The organism is Bacillus sp. Hm123, assembly GCF_051842975.2.
In the GTDB taxonomy this organism is placed as follows: domain Bacteria; phylum Bacillota; class Bacilli; order Bacillales; family Domibacillaceae; genus Bacillus_CE.
Genome location: NZ_CM200277.1, coordinates 2,455,793 through 2,476,462 on the forward strand (window position 1 = coordinate 2,455,793; position 20,670 = coordinate 2,476,462).

A 20,670-nucleotide genomic window follows, 5' to 3' on the forward strand; every position below is an offset into this window, starting at 1 on the left:
CTTAAATATGGTCCGTGTCATACAAAGGAGACTAAAGTATTTACTCCTCAAATTTTTTAGATTAAAGGGCAGTGCTCATAGCATTTCCATCGGCTTTACTTTAGGGGCCTCCATTAATTTTATTCCGTCCTTTGGCATTGGTGTCTTGATCTCTGTCGCCATCGCCAAACTATGTAGAGGAAACCCCATCGCTGGGTTTTTAGGCGGCATTTCATTGATGTGGGTCTTTCCTGTGTTGTTTTATTTGAATGTATTAACAGGCCGATTCATTTTTCCTAATAATTTAGGAGAGGCTATCAATAAAGCAGTTCTTGATCAATCCATTCTTACCAGCCTGTCACTCGGTCGAACATTCATCATTGGTATGCTCATTAATATCATCCTTTTTATTTGTTTATTGTATCCGCCAATCTATCTTATTTGCAAAAGATACCAAAAAAGAATTCGTCAATACATATATGTAAAATGGGTGAAAAGACCGGTGCTTCAAAGCTAGTTTGTTAGAATAGTAGGTATGCAAAAAAGCAGCGAATCCTTTGAACGGATTCGCTGCTTTTTGTTAGTTCTTCATTCGTCGTTGCAATACTTTCCACGCTTCATCCTTGCCTTGTCCTGTTTCGGATGAGAAGACGACAATGTCATCCTCCGGCTCAAACTCCAGCTTTTCCTTCACAATTTTCAAATGTTTTTGCCATTTCCCTTTTGGAATTTTATCCGCCTTTGTTGCGATTACAACAGCTGGAATGTCGTAATGCTTAAGGAAATTATACATCATCACATCGTCTTCCGTCGGCGGATGTCGCAAATCGATAATTAACACGCAAGCTTTCAATTGTTCCCGCGTCGTTAAATATGTTTCAATCATTTTCCCCCATGCTTCACGTTCCTTTTTCGAAACTTTGGCAAAGCCATAGCCCGGAACGTCCACGAAGTATAGAGCCTCTTCAATTTTATAAAAGTTAAGCGTTTGTGTTTTTCCTGGTTTAGAGGAAATACGAGCCATACTTTTGCGATTGATCATTTTATTAATAAAAGAGGATTTCCCTACATTTGAACGTCCCGCTAAAGCAAATTCCGGCAAAGTACTTTCTGGATATTGCTCCGGCTTGACTGCACTAATGACCATTTCTACTTGATTAACTTTCATTGTTTTCACCTACTAATGCTACTTTTAGAACATCCTCCATCGTCGCAGCAAGAACAAATGTTAATTCCTTGCGCACGCTTTCTGGAATGTCTTCAATGTCTTTTTCATTTTCTTGTGGGAGAATAATCGTTTTCACCCCCGCACGGTGAGCCCCTAGCGACTTCTCTTTCACGCCTCCAATTGGCAACACGCGTCCTCGTAACGTAATTTCTCCTGTCATTCCTACTTCCTTGCGAATCGCACGACCTGTTAAAGCAGATACGAGAGCTGTTGCCATCGTGATTCCCGCAGATGGTCCGTCTTTCGGAACCGCTCCTTCTGGTACATGGATATGAACATCATTTTTTTCATGGAAATCCGCTTCAATATTGAACTCAGTCGTTTTTGAACGGACGTAGCTAAAGGCGGCTTGGGCGGATTCTTTCATTACATCCCCAAGCTTACCAGTTAAAATTAATTTTCCTTTTCCCGGAGAAAGAGAGACTTCGATTTGCAACGTATCGCCACCGACTGCTGTATAAGCCAACCCATTGGCTACACCGACTTGATCGACCGTTTCCGCTTGACCGTAACGGAACGTTCTTTTCCCTAAAAAGTCTTCTAAATTTTTGCTTGTAATAATAATCCGCTTACGCTCATTAGACACAATCTTCTTCGCCGCTTTCCGACAGACTGACGCTAGTTGACGCTTAAGACTACGCACACCCGCTTCTCTTGTGTAATAGCGGATCATATCTTGCACCGCTTCTTCCTTTACTTGCAGCTGACTTTTCGTTAAACCATGCTCTTCGACTTGCTTTGGCAATAAATGCTTCGTCGCAATATGTGTTTTCTCGACCTCTGTATAGCCAGCAATCGTAATAATCTCCATTCGATCACGGAGCGGGCCTGGAATCGTCGCTAAATCATTCGCGGTTGCCACGAACATGACGTTAGAAAGATCGTACGTTTCCTCAATATAGTGATCGCTGAAATTATGATTTTGCTCTGGATCAAGAACCTCTAGTAAGGCAGCGGATGGGTCGCCTCTAAAGTCACTGGACATTTTATCAATTTCATCGAGCAAAAAGACAGGATTATTCGTTCCTGCTTTTTTCATCCCTTGAATGATCCGTCCCGGCATCGCCCCAACATACGTGCGGCGATGACCACGAATTTCCGATTCATCACGTACTCCGCCAAGCGAAATGCGCACAAAGTTTCTTCCGAGCGACTCGGCAATTGAACGAGCTAAAGACGTTTTCCCCACTCCTGGAGGTCCAGCTAAGCAAAGAATCGGGCCTTTTAACGATTTCGTTAGCTGTTGAACCGCTAAATATTCCAGCACCCGCTCCTTTACTTTCTCTAAACCATAATGGTCGCGGTTTAAAATCATTTCCGCGTGAGCTACATCGAGATCATCGTCCGTCGCTTTCGACCACGGCAATGCAAGGAGCCAATCTAAATAGTTGCGAATGACAACACTTTCTGCGGCACTCGCAGGGATTTTTTCGTAGCGATTTAATTCCTTTAACGCCGTTTTTTCAACGTTTTCTGGCATCCCTGCTTCTTCAATGCGCTTCAGCAGCTCTTCAACTTCTCCTGTTTTTCCTTCTTTATCGCCTAATTCCTGTTGGATCGCTTTCATTTGTTCACGCAAAAAGTACTCCTTTTGCGTGCGCTCCATCGACGTTTTTACACGTTGTCCAATCTTCTTCTCTAAATTAAGCACTTGCTTTTCATTATTTAATAATTGAATAATACGGTTCAAACGCGCTTTCACATCAAATGTTTCGAGAATTTCTTGCTTCTCCTTCAGCTTGATCGGCAAGTGAGAAGCCACGATATCTGCAAGTCGACCTGGCTCTTCAATATCTGCTACAGTCGAATATGTTTCAGCTGATACTTTTTTAGAAAGCTTTATGTATTGTTCAAAATATTGTAGAAGCGTTCGCATGAGCGCCTGAAGCTCTGCATTGATGAGCTGTTCGTCCACATGCGTCTGAACGGTCGCCAAAAAATACTCTTCTTTATCTTCCACCGTTTCAATCGTCGCCCGTTCTAGCCCTTCGACTAAGACACGAATCGTGCCATTTGGTAGTTTAAGCATCTGCTTTACTTTTGTCAATGTCCCTGTTTCAAACAAATCCTCCTGAATAGGGTCATCTATATTCGTATCTTTTTGTGTAGCTAAAAAGATCAAATGGTCGTCCATCATCGCTTGTTCCAATGCTTGAATGGAACGCTCGCGGCCTACGTCAAGATGCAACACCATAGTTGGATAAACTAATAAGCCTCTTAACGGCAGGAGGGGAACAGTATGTACTGGTTGATTACTCATAAACATTACCTCCATCAATTACAACATTCAACAAAATCATAACCTACTGATCTTCATGTTGCTCTTTCCCTACAAAATGCATGCTTTTATTAATTTTATCGTATTTAAAAGGGAGTGTCTATTCTTTGGAGAGGATCGATCATATGAAAAGGCTGCCCGCTAAAAGCAGCTAACGTCTCCACTGTCTGTTCAACTCTTGATGGAGATGTTTAACGTTTAGCAAGTAGCCTTTTTGTTTACAGCGCCTCTGAATGTGGATTTCCTTGTATTTCCGCTCGTTTATCAAAAAAGTGGACAAAAGTATCTTTCAAATGAGTCACAGGAACAACGTTGACTCCCTCCACATTTTTCAAATCAAGAAGATCATTTTCATGAGGGATTAATACTTTTTTCGCTCCTGCTTCTTTAGCCGCCAACACTTTCTGTCTCACACCACCGACCGGCTTGATTTTTCCTGATAAACTGATTTCTCCAGTAATCGCCACCGTATGATCTACAGGATGACGATAAATGGCCGAGTACATCGCAACAGTCATTGCCGCTCCAGCCGATGGGCCATCAATCGGCATACCACCTGGAAAATTAATGTTAATATCAAACTGATCAACTGGTACACCGAGGGATTTCAATACCGTCCATGCATTTTCAGCAGAGCTTTTCGCCATGCTTTTGCGACGCATCGATTTGGCTGGTTGATTAAAGGTTTCTTCCTCTACAATACCGGAAACCGTCACCGAACCTTGAGTTGTCGTCGGAATAACAACCGCTTCAATTTCAAGTAAAGCGCCGCTAGTCGGCCCTGTCACCGCTAATCCATTGACGACACCGATCGTTGCTTTCTCAGGTATCGAAGGTCTCCATTTCGGTGACAGTCGACTGGAATAGACGACCCACTCGACCTCTTCATCTAAAATTTCCTTTCTATCATCCATGATCGCAAGCCCAGCCGCCATTTGAATCAAATTAACCGCTTCCCGGCCGTTGCGTGTGTATTTTGCCGTTAACGCTAATCCTGTTTCAGTGATCGTCATTTGAGCTTTTTCTGCCGCTTTTTTGGCGACTTCAATGATATCTTTATTGCTCAGTTCATTGAAGAAGATTTCTTGGCAGCGTGATCGAATCGCTGCCGGAATTTCTTCTGGCCTTTTCGTCGTCGCGCCGATTAAGCGGAAGTCAGCCGGCATTCCCTTTTGAAAAATATCATGAATATGTTTTGGAATCGTGTCATTTTCTTCACTATAATAGATGCTTTCTAGCCAAACTTTCCGATCTTCTAGCACCTTTAATAGCTTGTTCATTTGAATCGTATGCAATTCGCCAATCTCATCTAAAAAAAGAATGCCTCCATGTGCATTGCTTACTGCACCCTTTTTCGGCTGAGGGATTCCCGCTTGTCCGAGAGCGCCTGCCCCTTGATAAATCGGATCGTGCACAGAACCAATTAACGGGTCAGCAATCCCTCTTTCATCGAAACGAGCCGTTGTCGCATCCAACTCAACAAAGACAGAATGGTCGCTAAAAGGAGATTGTGAACTTTTCTTTGCCTCCTCTAACACTAAGCGAGCAGCCGCTGTTTTCCCAACACCAGGTGGCCCATATACGATGACATGCTGAGGATGAGGACCGCAAATAGCCGCTCTTAACGCCTTAATCCCGTCCTCTTGACCGATGACATCCGCAAAACTTGTCGGCCTAATCTTCTCCGCTAACGGCTTCGTTAACGAGATTGACCTCATCTTCTCTAACGCTTCCATTTCTTTCTTTGACTCTCGATCAATCGTTATTTTGTTCGCATGTTGTTTTTTAAGCAGCGTGAAAAAATAAAAACTAATGATCACCCCAAACACCAATTGTCCCACAATCGCAACTGTCGTCCAATCCATTTGACACCCTCCTGCACTGAAAAATTATTCGAATCTAATTTTTCAGTATCTCCAGTTCAGGTGCAGATCATCCGCTTTTCCGCTAAAAGAACGTGAAAAAAGGACAGTTCTCTACAGCTTGAACTGTCCTTTTTCGTTATGTCTAGCTGCGCCAACTAGCCGCTCGAGGTCAAAAGCCAATCCGTCCAAAAGGTTAAAGAACAACCTTTCAGCCGGCTCGTCTTTTGCTTGTCGCGGCTGATCAAGTTGGCTCCGCTTTTCTTGTCTAGCTACAGGCGCTAGCGACTAGTGGACTTCCACTTTTCGTTACGCAGGTGTTTTTGTGTTTTGGTCGATGTTTTGACCGTCTTCACCTAGTAGTTTCGGCGCGGCGCCGTCCGTTACGGTTTCTTTTGTGATGACGCATGTTTTTACGTCTTCACGGGATGGAAGGTCATACATGACATCTAGCATAATGCTTTCGATGATGGAACGTAGTCCACGAGCACCTGTTTTGCGCTCGATCGCTTTTTTCGAAATTTCAACAAGAGCTTCTTCTTCGAATACTAACTCTACATCATCAATTTCAAGCATTTTTTGATATTGCTTCACAAGTGCATTTTTCGGCTTTGTTAAAATTTCAACTAACGCATCTTCATCTAATTGCTCTAAGCTCGCTGTCACTGGAAGACGACCAATAAATTCTGGGATTAAGCCAAATTTCAATAAATCTTCTGGCACTAACTTAGCAAGATATGATTGATCGCTTACTTCTTCTTGCTTCGTTTCCGCACCGAAGCCAATTACTTTTTGACCTAAACGGCGTTTAATAATCGTTTCGACACCATCAAAAGCTCCACCACAAATAAACAAAATGTTCGTTGTGTCAATTTGAATGAATTCTTGATGCGGATGCTTTCGGCCACCTTGTGGCGGAACGCTAGCAACCGTTCCTTCTAGAATTTTCAATAAAGCTTGCTGCACACCTTCACCAGAAACGTCGCGTGTAATCGAAGGGTTCTCCGATTTGCGTGCTACTTTATCGATTTCATCAATGTAAATAATGCCTTTTTCCGCTTTCTCTACATCATAATCAGCCGCTTGAATCAGTTTAAGAAGAATGTTTTCAACATCTTCCCCTACATACCCAGCTTCTGTTAAAGAAGTCGCATCAGCAATGGCAAAAGGTACGTTTAAAATGCGTGCCAACGTTTGAGCAAGAAGCGTTTTTCCGCTTCCTGTTGGCCCGATTAAACAAATATTACTTTTTGAAAGTTCCACGTCATCTACTTTACTGTTAGAGTTAATTCGTTTGTAATGGTTATAAACTGCGACAGCTAGCGATTTTTTCGCTCGTTCTTGTCCAATCACATACTCATCGAGAATATCGCGAATTTCCGTCGGTTTTGGAACATCTTTAAATTCTACTTCTTCCTCTGTTCCAAGCTCCTCTTCTACGATCTCCGAACAAAGTTCAAGACATTCATCGCATATATACACACCGGGACCAGCTACAAGCTTACGAACTTGGTCCTGTGTTTTTCCACAGAAAGAACATTTATATTGACCTTTTTCATCGTTAAACTTGAACAAAATATGTCACCCCTTATAAATGATAATAATATTAAGTAAACAACTATATTCCATTGTTCACTTATGTGCTTAAAAAGTTATGTATTGCATTGTACCACATTTATATACCGGTCTAAAATAAAAAGGCTTTCTGTATATATAATGGGCTATTGGTGGAACTATTACTAAAAGATAAAGTTTTTATGTAATGGGTAGAAAACAAGGCACGAGAAATTCGCGCCTTGTCTTCCCATATTTCTATTATGCACTAGTTTTGCTGTTTTCTACAAGGAATTCGACTGCTTTGCGGATTTTCAAATCGCCTTTCATGCCTTCCGTGCTACCTAATGCTTGTTTGATGTCTTCTACTGGCAAGTTAAATTGCTCAGACATTTTTGTTAACTCTTGCTCTAAATCTTCTTCTGTCGCTTCAAGATTTTCTGCAACTGCAATTGCTTCAAGAGTTAAGCTTGTGCGAACGCGAGTTTCAGCGTTTTCTTTCATTTGGTTGCGAAGGTCTGTTTCACTTTGACCTGAGAATTGGTAGTAAAGGTCAAGGTTCATACCTTGCATAGAAAGGTTTTGTGTGAATTCTTGAAGCATGCGATCGATTTCGCTTTCAACCATTACTTCAGGAACGTCTACTTCTACATTTGCTACTGCTTTTTCAACAAGTGTGTCGCGAAGAGTTTGGTCTGCTTCGTTTTTCTTTTGCTCTTCTAGACGTTGTTGGATTTTTTCTTTTAATTCAGCAAGCGTTTCCGCTGCTTCATCTGTTTCTTTCGCGAACTCATCGTTAAGCTCAGGAAGCTCTTGAGCTTTGATTTCGTGAAGGTTCACTTTGAATACAGCTGGTTGACCTGCAAGCTCAGGCGCATGGTATTCTTCTGGGAATGATACTTCCACGTCTTTTTCTTCGCCAGCTGCCATGCCGATCAATTGATCTTCAAAGCCTGGGATGAACGTGCCAGAACCGATAACTAGTGAATAGTTCTCCGCTTTTCCACCTTCAAATGCTTCACCGTTTACAAAGCCTTCAAAGTCAAGAATAACTGTATCGTCTGCTTCAACTTTACCGTCTTCTTTAACAACAAGCTCTGCGTGACGTTTTTGTAAAGAAGTTAATTCGTTTTGAACGTCTTCTTCTGTCACTTCTGTGCTCATTTTCTCCACTTCAAGACCTTTATATTCACCAAGCTTTACTTCAGGCTTTACTGTAACAGTCGCTTTGAAGATTAGCTCTTTGCCTTTTTCCATTTGCTCGATATCGATTTCTGGACGATCTACTGGATCGATACCAGCTTCTTCAACTGCTTTTCCGTATGCTTCTGGAAGAATGAAATCAAGAGCATCTTGGTATAAAGATTCTACACCGAAGCGCTTTTCAAACATTCCACGAGGCATTTTACCTTTACGGAATCCAGGTACGTTAACATCTTTTACTACTTTTTTAAATGCAGCGTCAAGACCATTGTTGACTGCTTCTGCATCTACTTCTACTGTAAGAACGCCTTGGTTCCCTTCTAACTTTTCCCATTTTGCAGACATAAAAAGTTCCCTCCAAAAATCTATAAATTGATAATAAAATTGAACATTTTATTTTGTTCGAACGCCCTATGTATGTCAATCATTAAACAAAAAGGACACTTTACGACCTTTACATTATAACACACGATTATTCTCTTTCAAGAAAAAGGCTACATAATAGGCGAAGAAATTTCATCTAGTTCCTTAATCAAGGCTAGGCTACGACTGATTTCTTTTGGGAGCTTTTCCTCATTCAACCATCCGTCTTCATAATAAGATTGAACGAGAAGCAAAGAAGCTTCCGCCCAGCTCTCAGAAGAAACACCTTCAGGATCAAACGGATACAATAAGAAAAAATGGCGTTTCACACATTCTCTCGCTTGCTCTAACAGCACAGGGTTTGTCTGTCCAAGCTGTTCTTCTAACCGACGAATCACCTCTTGAAAATAGTCACTTTCAAACGCATCCTTTAACACCGCTGGCACAACTTGCTTGTGAAAATAAAATTTCCGCACCTCCGTCGGCTGCTCAACGCCGTGTTCCTTCAACACATTTAAAATGAGCGTTTGCACAAATGGATGTGTTTGTGGATCTTTTAACAACCGTTCTAACTCTTTTTTATAAGGGCGAATATTTTGATTCACTAACTCCATCAATATGATGGTCCTCTCTCTTAAACTCTCGCTCCCAGCAAACAGCGACTTCTCTTCTACAGGTGGAGATTCTTTCATCTTTTTGCTCAATAGTAACAGCTGCTCGAAATTCTCCCTTTTTTCTTCTGGGAGCTGCTTTTCTTCTATTAAAGCAGATAAAGTAGCATAGATCTCCTCATATTGCTTCTGCTGCATCAAGATGAGAATATACACATCTAATACATCAACGTATTCTCCAACCCCTTCATTCAGCATATCCTTACATAATGAAAGTGCTTGATCATATTGACCACTTTCATATAAGGCAAGCAACAGCGCCATTTTCACATCATCTTCTTCATTTAAAGGGTATTGAAGTGCTTCTTGCAGATGGAGTACCGCTTGGTCGTAATCTTTCTTCTCAAGCGCCTCTCTCCCTTTACGAACCAACTCCTCAGAGGTCCCTGGAAAAATAAATACATTTCCTTTTTTTGTCCATTTTTTCTTCTTCATTTTGTGATCACCCGATCATTTATAAGTTCAAACAAACTACCTAAATAGCCGCTTTCTTTCGATTTTACTTATGTAAGTGTAGCATGATATTTTTCAAAAAAAAAGCAAACAAAAGAAAAGCATACCGCTATCGTTGACTGCATGGTTTCTTATTAAAAGCGTGAGTTTCATTCACCTTTATGATCGTGATGATGTCGATGTTTATTAATCCATCTTTGTTGTACTTGAAGGAGCTTGACCGTTAAGTGAATAGTCATTTTCAAGGAAATCAAATTCGCTAATATCCGCATCTAGATACACTGGGTAATTTCGACATTCAGAAAGCGTTTCTGCTTTGACAAATTCACACTAGATCTCCTTGTCTCTATGCTTTTTATGATCATCACATTTGCTTATGATCATAGTTATCATAGTATTTCTTACTCATCTTCTCATCCTCCGATATATTTTATGTTCCAACGGACTGACTAGCGACGGCCGTTCTCACATATCATAGATCTTATTCGGGAGGGACAACTTCCTCCTTTTTCATCCACTGCTATATGCTATTGGAGCTTGATGAAATGGAATAGACAAATGTTACAAAGGAAGGGTCCTTTTTGTGGTTGGGGTAAAATAGAAAGAGCACTCAACGATGTGAGTGCTCTAAAATGTTCGGCTATTTTTGATTCTTTGATTTATGGTGGTGTTGGTGTGGGGGAAGCTGAGAAATCTTTTGGTAAAGATAAAGGGTTCATGACTATTGCTTTTTCATTAGGCAATGAGAATAAGCCATTTTTAAAGAAACGATCTTCACTACAAACTCTTCAATAGGTAAAAGATTCAAAATAGTAATAAGCACCCCTTTTCAAGCCAGTTATATTACATTTACAATTGAGTTATTCTTTGGTAAAATGAAAATATGTCATTAGGTGACAAACGGAAGCTATATGTTTCGAATTCTATGTTCGAATATGGAGAACAACGCTACTTCATGCTGAGTTCCAAGTGAAGACTTACTTTTAATTATAGTTTTCGTGGAAAGCCTTACTTACTGGTAAGGCTTTTTGTATATAGGGAGGCGACTAGCTTTGCTACTTGAAGAAATTGAATTCCATATCAATCAATTAGCTGTCAGAAAAGTTAATGAGTTTCAAAAATACCACAACAACTTAGAGCTAATCCATAATAGAGAAAAAAGAAAAATAAAAAATCCACCTCAGAAAGAGGTTAAGTTCCCGGAAGAATGGTCTGTCGATAAAAAATATAATCCTTTCTACGTTCTAAAACACAAAAAACAAATAGCAAAATCTATATTTAATAAATTAATAAATGGCACATATGAACCATTTAAGCCTTACCTAAAGATAATCCCCAAAAAAATAGTATCAAAACTAGACCAGTATACATATTTCAGATACCAGATGAAGCGGTATCAAATTACTTTTATAGTCGATTACTTAGCAAGAATAAACACAGATTTAGTTCCTTCTCGTATGCCTATCGGAATGATAGAAATGTTCACTATGCCATCCAAGATATTGCACTTGATATTAAAGCCACACCTAGGTTATTCGTTGCTGAATTTGACTTCAGAGATTTTTTCGGGTCAATTGACCATGATTACTTATTAAATCAACTTAATCAAAATGGCTTTTTAGTAAGTGACTTTGAGAAAGAAATTGTAAGGGTATCCCTTAGTCATTTTCCGAAAGGAATACCCCAAGGTACATCTATTTCTCTTTTTCTTGCAAACCTTGCTTGTTGGAATTTAGATAAAAAGTTAGAATTAGAAGGACTTAGGTTTGCCCGATATGCTGACGATACAGTTATTTGGTCTGAAAATTATTCAAAAATTTGTAAATCTTTCGATGTTATGCAAGATTTCTCTAGAGAAACTGGGGTTGAAATCAACTTTGATAAATCACACGGCATTAGCCTTTTATCAAAAAAAGGTATGCCTTCTGAATTTCATTCTGAAAAAGATTCAATCGAATTTTTAGGTTATAAACTGTCTGGGGATAACATCAGTATTAAACCTGAATCTGTTAAGAAAATAAAAAAACACATTAGTTACCTTCTGTATAAAAATCTTATTCAGCCACTGAATAAAATACCTTTACAATCAGTACAAATTCCTAGTAATGATACTGATACTGATTTTGTAACTGTAATTATGCAAATCAGAAGGTATCTATACGGGAATTTAAGTGAACATATGTTAAAAAATTATTTAAATGGCTCTTATAAGAGATTAAACTTTAAAGGTCTGATGAATTTTTATCCCTTAGTAGATGATGAGGAACAGATGAAGGAACTTGATAGATGGTTACTATCAACTATTTTGAATAGTATAAGAAAACGTGATAGCTTACTTAAGAAGCACGGGCATTTCCGTTCTAATCAATTTCCATTTAATTTAAATGAGAGCAATTTACTTAATGAATGCAAAAACAAAAAAATAAAGCGTAAAAAAGGATTAATAGAAATACCAAGCTTTTTAAGAATTTATAGAGCAATAAAGGAAGAGGTTAAAGTTAAAGGTATCGAAAGAACTATGCACCCCAAATCAAACGAATATAGTTATTGATTTTACAAAGTCACCTTCACGGTGGCTTTGTCATTTTTCTACGTTCATCCTGTATAACTACTATATCTAAATACAACCTTGCTTTATTAAAATTGACAGTAACGACTTATTAGTCGCTCTATTGCGGAATAACTAAAGAGCATATTGTAAACCCCTGTTATTTTCTGTATAATTCTTATGTCTTCCTTTCATTATACTACCTTCTAAATTTAACACATTGTTCCTAAAGTCTATATGCCGTTCCTCAAGCTGAACCAATGTATTAAACATCTCTAAGACGGCTACAGTGTCCTTTAGCTGCATGAAGTTACCTAAGTCTAATAAAACACAACAAAATATTCCATCTCCCACTCTGTAACCCCTTCTTTCACCTTGTGGTCAACCTTAATGTTAATTGTCTTCCGAAACCCCATTTCTAACCAACAATAAACAGTATCGGCTGAAATATCCGCAACATACTCCGCTTTTGTTACACTTTGAAAATGCTGTACCCTATAGTCACTATATGGTACAGCTTCTATAACCACTTACCCTCATTTGCCTTGTAACAATATTTAAAATGTCTATAATTAGTATTGAATTTGACCATACACAATAGAGCGTTAGAACGATTTTTAGGCAGTTCAGCTAATAATCACTTTACATCTTCACCATTTCAAGCAAACCCTTTTTTTAGTTAAAACAAAAAACCTCTCGTATCATTCAGTTCTGAGGTCAACAACAGCTGTAATTTCTTACATGACTGTTATACTGACCGTTTCACTAAACGATACAAGAGGTTGATGTTAAGCGTACAAATCCGCTTTTCAATTACGTCCCAGGAGAGATTCGAACTCCCGACCGACTTGAAATGCTCATTTTTGTAATTATGTCAGCACACCATGAATACCAATGTTTTTCAATCTCAAGGTATTCTAACTTTGAACGAACTCAGTTAGAAAATCAACTTCTTACATATTATAACGAAGGTGGTTGTTCTAATCAACAAATTCCCATTTGTATCCACCAGCAGTGTTTGCTTGTCCTGTGCAAGCACGCCTTATGGATGTATCACTAATATTGCTTTCCCTAGACGCTTGTGCTATTGACGGATATGTTATTATAATTTTGTCGTTTAACACCTTTGCTACTCTTCTGAATTTTCTTGACGGTCCTACCCTTAAACCAGTTTCATAAGCGTGTCGATTGTTTCCTGCATGGTCAGTCCATTCAAGATTCGTTGCTACGTTGTCCAATTTGTTTCCATTTAAATGATTAACGATATTACAACCAATCGGTTTAGGCACGAAAGCAAACGCAACTAAACGATGCACTCTTACAAGTTGATATTTCCCCTTATCATTTAATAAATTTAAAAAATAATATGGTTTCTTTTCGGTTGCTTTGCGTGGTTTCAATACTTCACCATGTTTTCCTAATTTGTAACTCCGTACCCTACCCAGATTGCTTACTTCATATTCAGGGAATTTTTTAATTGGTTTCCATATTTCCTTTTCCATAATCATCTCACCTCAATATTGTTGTATTGAAGAAAATCAAAATGGAAAGGAAAAGCGGAATTTTAATTGCGAATTTTTTTCTTAAATAGAATGCAAATAAAAAACTTCCAATGCAATAAGCAAAGGAAGTCATTTAAAATCATACATTCTTTATATGTTTTTCGTATAAATCAAACAAAAACTCTACTCGTACTTCATCAGTACGGATTTGTTTTTTGAATTGATATGCTTTATCAACTTCTGCATTTAATTTATCATGTGCCTTTCTTAAATCTACTGGCATTGTTAATGGGTCGTATAAGTCAGCGAGTGAGGTATTATACATTGTATATTTTTTCCTCACCTCTAGGATATTGTTTGCTTGTTTTTCAATATTTTTCGCTTGTTGTTCCGTTGGTTCAGGGAAAATAAAGTTATTATAAATCAATGAATTTGAATAACGATAATCACCTTTCAAGCGACCACCAACTATTTTCATCCACGCCATGTGCATATCAGAATTTAAGATACCAAATAAATATGGAGTGGCATTCGGAACTTGGAAAAGTTGATTGCTACTAATATACTCCTTTGTGTAATATGCGATTGGTATTATTTCACGATTTTCTGAGGAAACAACAGGAATACCTAAGAAATCCTCGTTTACAACTCTATCCTCGCCAAATAAGGTCGGTGTATCTGCTAATTTTACATACCTTTTCTTTCCCTTACGATATTCGGCAACTTCTCGAACAACATTCATTACCGAAGGCATCTTTCTTAATTCGGCTGGAGGACATTCCTTCAAGTACAAACAATATCTTACTTTGTTATTTATTAATTCATAACCGCCTACATAAGGTCTGAAATATTTTTCAGAAAGTGGCTCCTTTGTAATAAATTCTTTCATCTCTTCTTCGCTAAGTAAAAATATTTTTCCATCGGCTGGTATTGAACCATAAATCATTTTTTCTTTTGCCGAAAGAGGTTCATTACGTTTTGAGATAAATGTTTGAGAAGCGTCAAGTAAATATTGATTGATATTATCTGCTTTCGTAGCAACAGGGTCTCCAGAAACAGCAGGATATGTATTAATTACTGCATTTGCTGGTTTTTCTTGCGCAAAGCCAACAATAATACAAAATACTGCCGCTCTACCTTTTGCTTCATTTGTCCATTTAAAAGTTTGGTGGGCGAAATGAATATGTTGACCCCTATTATTGAAAATGTATCTCCATAAAATTGTTGCTTGTGTACCTTGTACTATTGAATTTGTTGAAACAAAAGCAACTTTAATTTTTGTTCCTCCGATATAATCAGATGCTTTTAGAAACCAGCCAGATACAAAATCTAAATCGTTAATACCTTGAAATCCTTCTTTCACTTGTTGAAGGTCTTTTTTCTGATTATCAGACATATACCTTGCTCCGACAAAAGGTGGATTGCCAAGTATATAATTAAGTTCATGCTTAGAAACAACAGACTCCCAATTTACTCTTAGGGCATTATCATTTATAATATTCGGCTTTGATGTTAATGGTATCCTTACGAAATATTGACCAAATTCAAAACTTGCTTGCATATTCATTTGATGGTCGATTAACCACAGTGCTACTTGTGCAATCTGTGCTGGGAACTCATCAAGTTCAATACCATAGAACTGCTCTACATTCACTTTAATTAAAAATTCCAAATGCAAGGACATTTGCCCTTTTGTTAATTCCCTCAATACATCCATCTCTAAAAGTCGTAATTCACGATAAGCGATAATCAAGAAGTTACCACAGCCACACGCTGGGTCCATAAATTTTAGACTTGCTATTTTCTCATGAAATATTTCTAATTTCTTTTTGTTACCTTTTGCGGAATTGAACTCTGCCCTTAGTTCGTCCAAAAATAATGGTTGTATAACCTTCATGATATTTTGTTCACTTGTGTAATGTGCCCCTAGCTCCCTTCGCTCCTCGGGTTTCATTACGCCTTGAAACATTGAACCAAAAATAGCGGGTGAAATCTTACCCCAATCAAGCAAGCAACATTCAAGGAATAAATCACGCATCTCCGTACTAAAAGCAGCTGGAGACAATCTTTCTTCAAAAAGCTTTCCATTAACATATGGAAATTGATTTAACGAGTCGCTTAATGTTTTTAGTCGTTTTTCTTTAGGTTTGTTTAAAGTATCGAATATTGCATCCAAATGGTATGCTAAATCACTGCCATCTTCTTTAGTGTTCTGTTCTATGTAATCACGAAAGATATTTTTTTCAAATATCCCTGTATCATCGGCAAATAGACAGAATAACAATCTGACAAGATAAACTTCTAAATCATGCCCCGAATATCCGACTTCTTTTAATTCATCATGCAACTTGGCCATCTTTTCAGCCGCTTTAATATTAACAGGGTCTTGTTCTTTATATTCTTGTTTTTGATACCCTGCTATAAAACCGAAAAGTTCAATATTTTGATGAAACTGTTCTATTGTGAAAGTCCTTTTATCATCTGTTTCTAAATCGTAAAGAGCGAATTTCTCAAAATCTGATACCAATATGTATTTCGGAAGTTCTGCTTCTTTTAATCCAGGAAAATAATCCTTAGCTTGTTTATACGCTCTTTCCAAGTCTTTTCCTCGTGATTTGTGTTCAATTAACAATACACCTTTCCACAGAAGGTCAATATATCCGTCTTTTCCATCAAGCTTTTTTACTCTTTCTTCAAATGTAGCTACCCGCTTTCTTGATATACCAAACACGTTAAAAAAATCGTTCCAAAAAGACTTTGCTTCTGCATTTTCGTTAGTTTCGTCTTTCCATTCATTAATGAAACTAATTGACCTGCTTCGTATTTCTTTCCAATCTAACATTGCCAATTTTATTGCCCCCATTTTGCATTATGTATATAAATTTCCCATTGGTTAAATTTTACTACAAAAATGAAAAATGTGCTTCATTACTTACAGACGGACTACAAGTCTATTACACAGACTACAATCATGTAGCAAACACAAGTAAAATTCATATTTTAGTTGATAACCATCTTCATCTATTATCTTGCAGAAACGTGGCATTTTCGTTCATTTTCCATAGGTTTTCCATCATTTTTTGATACTTTTTAATGAATTTTTAACACGTTTCTTTGTGAATTTCACATGGTGGTAGCGTCATTTTGCTTTGGTGTATATGACTTTTGATAATGCTTCGGAAAATCAAAGGGAATAGATGGGGAAAGAAATCCATTGGTGGTGCGTGTTTGCTCGGTCTTCTACGTTAATAACTGTACAAATTTTCGATAATTTTTTTCATGTGATTCTTAATCACTAAACATACGTTAATTTCACAAGGTCGCCAAAACTAAATTTAGGGAATCAATTTTTTCACTTCTCCTTCACTCTGGTCCTTTCCTCTCTATTACGTTTTTTAAAAGACCTAGGGGGCTATCAGTGACATATCCTATCCTCATTTGCTTGTGTCACTGTTTCAACAAAATCCCAGTGATTAGGATTTATTTAATTAATCATTAAGTATCGTAGTTCGTCAAGCAGTGATGTATAGTGAGTATGCCAATGTTAATTGACATACTTTACTACTTTTTTCACGTTAAGGAATAATCTTAATTCACGAGCGGTTGATTGCATTTCATCAAACGCTAACTGCATATTGAGTAAATCATCTTCAGTTGCTTCTGTTATTAATCCGCCTACACCAAAGTATTTTTCCACAATAGCGGTCAATTCTGCTCTACGACCTTGTTTATGATATTTGATACCCAATGTCTGAATTTTTTTCATAAGCGTTTCATAATCGTCTTTTGGAATTTCAACAGCATCATCAATATCAGGAAAATCTTGGCGATTTCGCACTTCATGTTCTGCATAATCTATTGGCAAATCATTTTCCCGCTCATTTTCAAGTTGTTCATTTTCCAATTGTTGTTTATTGGAGCGGTTTGAATTTTTTCTATTAGCAAACTGTTGAACTTCCTTAAGCATATTCCATGTTGCTTTATCAGTATGCAAAAGTTGTTCATCTGCTCCTTCATAAATTGGTGCCATTACATAATATTCGTGTTCTGTTTTGTTGCCTTTCTTTTTAAAGGACAACAATCCTACAAGGAATAATGTTTTTCGTTTATTGATTGTTCGGTCAATCGTTGATACATCTACCCCTATTGCTGTTGCAAGAAAACTGTATGATGTTTTTACATATACTCGACCTTTTTCATCATATTGGCCTTTATGTGCTGCCTTCATTGACAAGTCCCAGAGTTCTTGATAAAGCAATTTTTCTGTGGGATTCAATGCTTTACGGTATCTATCGCCTTTTACGATTACTTTCGGAGTTGCATAATACAATCCTGTTTGCTTCTCCTTGTTTTTGAGCATATCAATATATGCCTGTGTGATATAATTTTTTGTTTTCATATTTTTTCTCCTTTGGAATGTTTATGTGGAATGGAGATTGCTTCAATCAATTAAAATGATAAACACGTATTTAAATCTTTGGTTAACTGCTCCGTTTTTTCAAAAATAAAAATAGTTGTTTTGTTATTGCGGTGCGGTTCACATTTGATAAGTTCGTGTCCATTTCTGATTAAATACATTGCAATATCCTTATTGAAAATTCTTTTCATTGACATTTCATTTCACCTCATTAGTTATTATATTGATTGATTTTAAATTAGCAGGTTGTGATTAATATTTTTATAAATATATTTCAATAATCTCCCATCAGGGAGAACAGATGCGGAAATGAGCGGAGCGAACTTTCCATAATGTTTTTATTTAACGTTCTTATTTGTGCCTCAAAATGAGGACACAACTCGCCTCAAAATGAGGACAGATGAAATAATCTATACGCAAAATGAGGATAGATTTATGACGTATAATTATTTGCATAATGAGGACAGTTGTAGATTGAGAGCAAATGTTTGGTGATACATAATAGTGTAGTATTGCAAATATTTAGTAAATGGAGATGATAACATGACACAATTTCATGAGACACATTACGGAAGAAAATATTATGAATCACAACTGCCACAATTACTGAACACACTGAATGCGATTGCTCACGAGTTAAAACGGAGTAATGACATAACTGAAGGAAAACATTTAAAACGGATTGCTGACGAAATAGCGGAGTATGAACCTAATCTCGCTTTGATACTTGATGAATTGGTGAAATAGCATGGAAGAGAAACAAAGAATGCAACTCGTATATAAAAAGCAATTAATGATTGACCTTGTAAAGTTAGGGCACGACCTTGAATACTCCGCTCGGAACAGGAACAATTCAAAGTATCAGGTTTATTTTTTCAAACATAATGAACAAATAGAACGTGATATTGCCATGTTAAACGGTCAAGAATACATCGGTGAGTCTCTTGAAGAATATTAGAACATACGCTACAACCATTTGCTTGGTCTCTGGTGTGTTTATAATATACGGATTGATGTTCTATTCAGTATTGGTGCAAACGTTCCCCTACGATGAAACTGAACATGAACGTTATGAAATTGTCAAAGAACGAGCAGAAATCAGAAAAGAAGCAATCGAGGCCATGCAAAAGGAATTCATGTGCCATGACCCACGATTTGATGATTCCCATTGTGAATAATGTTAGTGACACGCTATATACATTGTATATAGCGGCTTTTATTTGCTCAAAGGTCTGCCACGTACAATATACGTTTCACCTGAGGTAAACAATGTTTACACCTCTTGAAATTGAATATTAATATTCAAAATAATTTGAAATGACTGAAAAATTGCCTGAACGATTCGTTCACCTGATAGAAGCATTGTTTCGAATGACTTCATTCATCCCTCCGTTTCGTTTTGTTTTCCTTTGATGAAATCATTGTAGTGAGGATTTTAAAATTGTAAACCAAACGGAGTAAATTTTTTATTTAAAATAACCGCACTAGATGTGTCAGCATTCGTTCAATTCAATTTCCTTATTATCTCTATTAGAATCAACAGCAAACGTCATACTGAACGATTAGGAACGGATTTCACCGTAGAAAGTCCATTCGGTACCTCTGGTGCCAACAGATGTCACCTTGGTCCTTCCTTCTTGCACCTATATTTAAATGAGGGGGGTGGGGATATGATTGCCAAAAGTAAATTAAGGGAATCGAATTTTTTTACACCAACTTAGGACTGGTCCTTTCCTCTACTCAGCATTTTTTCTAATCGGTAGGGGCTATTTACCAATAAAAAAAAGAGCCGTTAATCACGCCCCTTTTTGAATGCTTACTTTGCTTCGTATTCCTTAACTTTGTTATAAAAGGTTCCTTTTTTCATTCCGACTTCATCCATAAACTCAACAGCGGTTATTTTCCCTGCTTTCCATTCCTTATATAATTTATCCCATGCTTCGGGCAGTTGAACTGCTGGTCGTCCTAAATGTTTGCCTTTTGCTTTTGCTACTGCGATTCCTTCAGATTGTCGTTGTTTAATATTGTTCCGCTCCTGTTCCGCCATAGACGTATATACTTCAATGATAATATTGTTAATCATATCAATGACCCATTCCTGTCCTTCTGGCACATTTTGCATGGTTGTTGGCAAGTCAATGATTTTCACCCTGATACCTTCCTTTTTGAAATACTCAAGATAATGTTTAATCAATTCCTTATTACGTCCTAAGCGGTCTATTGATTTAATGTAAAGTGTATCTCCGTTTCTCATTGCTTTTAGCATATTTTGAAAACCTTCACGCTCCATATCTTTTCCACTTGCCTTATCACTGTATATATATTTTTCATCGGTCACATATTGTTTTAACGCTTCATATTGTCGGTCTAGATTTTGTTCCTTTGTTGATACACGAACATATCCAAAATTGATTCCCATGATTATCACCTTTTTCTGATTGATACGAATAATATAAGACCAGCGTTTAAAAAGGTCAAAGAGTTTTTGGACGTTCATAAAGATTGATTGTCATTAATAAATGGACGTTTCTAAACGGAATTTAATTCCGTTCATTAAGGTGTACCTTCTTGAACATAAAAAAAGGAACTTCCGCTTTCGGAAATCCCTTGTG

General features: G+C 37.5%; 17 protein-coding genes. 5 read left to right on the forward strand and 12 right to left on the reverse strand.

What is annotated here, in order from left to right; genetic code table 11:
* The first annotated feature begins 7 nt into the window (after positions 1 to 7).
* Entirely contained in the window at positions 8 to 496 is a 489-nt protein-coding gene (locus ACSVDJ_RS12850; protein WP_439169953.1) for a DUF2062 domain-containing protein, read from the forward strand.
* 63 nt (positions 497 to 559) lie between these two features.
* Here ACSVDJ_RS12850 and yihA read toward each other — a convergent pair whose 3' ends face one another.
* The 6 genes from yihA to ACSVDJ_RS12880 all read right to left on the reverse strand — a co-directional run bounded on the left by yihA (position 560) and on the right by ACSVDJ_RS12880 (position 9,573).
* The gene (gene yihA, locus ACSVDJ_RS12855) at positions 560 to 1,147 is read right to left on the reverse strand and encodes a ribosome biogenesis GTP-binding protein YihA/YsxC (protein ID WP_439169952.1); all 588 of its coding nucleotides are present in this window, start codon (positions 1,145 to 1,147) and stop codon (positions 560 to 562) included.
* Complete coding sequence (gene lon, locus ACSVDJ_RS12860; RefSeq protein WP_439169951.1) at positions 1,137 to 3,467, reverse strand: endopeptidase La; 2,331 nt, start codon at positions 3,465 to 3,467, stop codon at positions 1,137 to 1,139. The genes yihA and lon overlap by 11 nt, the downstream gene beginning before the upstream one ends.
* A 236-nt stretch (positions 3,468 to 3,703) precedes the next feature.
* Complete coding sequence (gene lonB, locus ACSVDJ_RS12865) at positions 3,704 to 5,350, reverse strand: ATP-dependent protease LonB (protein WP_439169950.1); 1,647 nt, start codon at positions 5,348 to 5,350, stop codon at positions 3,704 to 3,706.
* 306 nt (positions 5,351 to 5,656) lie between these two features.
* Positions 5,657 to 6,922, reverse strand: a complete 1,266-nt coding sequence (gene clpX, locus ACSVDJ_RS12870) for an ATP-dependent protease ATP-binding subunit ClpX (RefSeq protein WP_439169949.1) — start codon at positions 6,920 to 6,922, stop codon at positions 5,657 to 5,659.
* A gap of 240 nt (positions 6,923 to 7,162) precedes the next feature.
* Positions 7,163 to 8,449, reverse strand: a complete 1,287-nt coding sequence (gene tig, locus ACSVDJ_RS12875; protein WP_439169948.1) for a trigger factor — start codon at positions 8,447 to 8,449, stop codon at positions 7,163 to 7,165.
* A 149-nt stretch (positions 8,450 to 8,598) separates the two neighbouring features.
* The gene (locus ACSVDJ_RS12880; protein ID WP_439169947.1) at positions 8,599 to 9,573 is read right to left on the reverse strand and encodes a tetratricopeptide repeat protein; all 975 of its coding nucleotides are present in this window, start codon (positions 9,571 to 9,573) and stop codon (positions 8,599 to 8,601) included.
* Positions 9,574 to 10,149: 576 nt separating this feature from the next.
* Here ACSVDJ_RS12880 and ACSVDJ_RS12885 point away from each other — a divergent pair.
* Positions 10,150 to 10,386, forward strand: a complete 237-nt coding sequence (locus tag ACSVDJ_RS12885) for a hypothetical protein (RefSeq protein ID WP_518619005.1) — start codon at positions 10,150 to 10,152, stop codon at positions 10,384 to 10,386.
* A 583-nt stretch (positions 10,387 to 10,969) separates the two neighbouring features.
* Positions 10,970 to 12,142, forward strand: a complete 1,173-nt coding sequence (locus ACSVDJ_RS12890; RefSeq protein ID WP_518620660.1) for a reverse transcriptase domain-containing protein — start codon at positions 10,970 to 10,972, stop codon at positions 12,140 to 12,142.
* Positions 12,143 to 12,459: 317 nt separating this feature from the next.
* Here the strand turns inward: ACSVDJ_RS12890 and ACSVDJ_RS12895 are convergent, their stop codons facing one another.
* The 5 genes from ACSVDJ_RS12895 to ACSVDJ_RS12915 form a co-directional block, all read right to left on the reverse strand.
* The gene (locus tag ACSVDJ_RS12895) at positions 12,460 to 12,669 is read right to left on the reverse strand and encodes a hypothetical protein (protein ID WP_439169945.1); all 210 of its coding nucleotides are present in this window, start codon (positions 12,667 to 12,669) and stop codon (positions 12,460 to 12,462) included.
* A gap of 450 nt (positions 12,670 to 13,119) precedes the next feature.
* Entirely contained in the window at positions 13,120 to 13,641 is a 522-nt protein-coding gene (locus ACSVDJ_RS12900; protein ID WP_518619007.1) for an NUMOD4 domain-containing protein, read from the reverse strand.
* A gap of 139 nt (positions 13,642 to 13,780) precedes the next feature.
* Complete coding sequence (locus ACSVDJ_RS12905) at positions 13,781 to 16,483, reverse strand: class I SAM-dependent DNA methyltransferase (protein WP_439170038.1); 2,703 nt, start codon at positions 16,481 to 16,483, stop codon at positions 13,781 to 13,783.
* A 702-nt stretch (positions 16,484 to 17,185) separates the two neighbouring features.
* Positions 17,186 to 18,040 carry a replication initiator protein A gene (locus ACSVDJ_RS12910; RefSeq protein ID WP_439169943.1) on the reverse strand — a complete coding sequence of 285 codons (855 nt, stop codon included), beginning with the start codon at positions 18,038 to 18,040 and terminating at the stop codon, positions 17,186 to 17,188.
* 50 nt (positions 18,041 to 18,090) lie between these two features.
* The gene (locus ACSVDJ_RS12915) at positions 18,091 to 18,255 is read right to left on the reverse strand and encodes a DUF5659 domain-containing protein (RefSeq protein WP_518619008.1); all 165 of its coding nucleotides are present in this window, start codon (positions 18,253 to 18,255) and stop codon (positions 18,091 to 18,093) included.
* A gap of 346 nt (positions 18,256 to 18,601) precedes the next feature.
* On the opposite strand from ACSVDJ_RS12915, the gene ACSVDJ_RS12920 reads away from it, so the two are divergent.
* Both ACSVDJ_RS12920 and ACSVDJ_RS12925 read left to right on the forward strand, forming a co-directional pair.
* Positions 18,602 to 18,805: a hypothetical protein gene (locus ACSVDJ_RS12920; protein ID WP_439169942.1), complete on the forward strand. Its 204-nt coding sequence runs from the start codon at positions 18,602 to 18,604 to the stop codon at positions 18,803 to 18,805.
* Position 18,806: 1 nt separating this feature from the next.
* Positions 18,807 to 19,016, forward strand: coding sequence for a hypothetical protein (locus ACSVDJ_RS12925; RefSeq protein ID WP_439169941.1), 210 nt, complete (start codon positions 18,807 to 18,809; stop codon positions 19,014 to 19,016).
* A gap of 858 nt (positions 19,017 to 19,874) precedes the next feature.
* On the opposite strand, the gene ACSVDJ_RS12930 is transcribed toward ACSVDJ_RS12925, so the two are convergent.
* The gene (locus tag ACSVDJ_RS12930; RefSeq protein ID WP_439169939.1) at positions 19,875 to 20,477 is read right to left on the reverse strand and encodes a recombinase family protein; all 603 of its coding nucleotides are present in this window, start codon (positions 20,475 to 20,477) and stop codon (positions 19,875 to 19,877) included.
* Between the last annotated feature and the right edge of the window lie 193 nt (positions 20,478 to 20,670).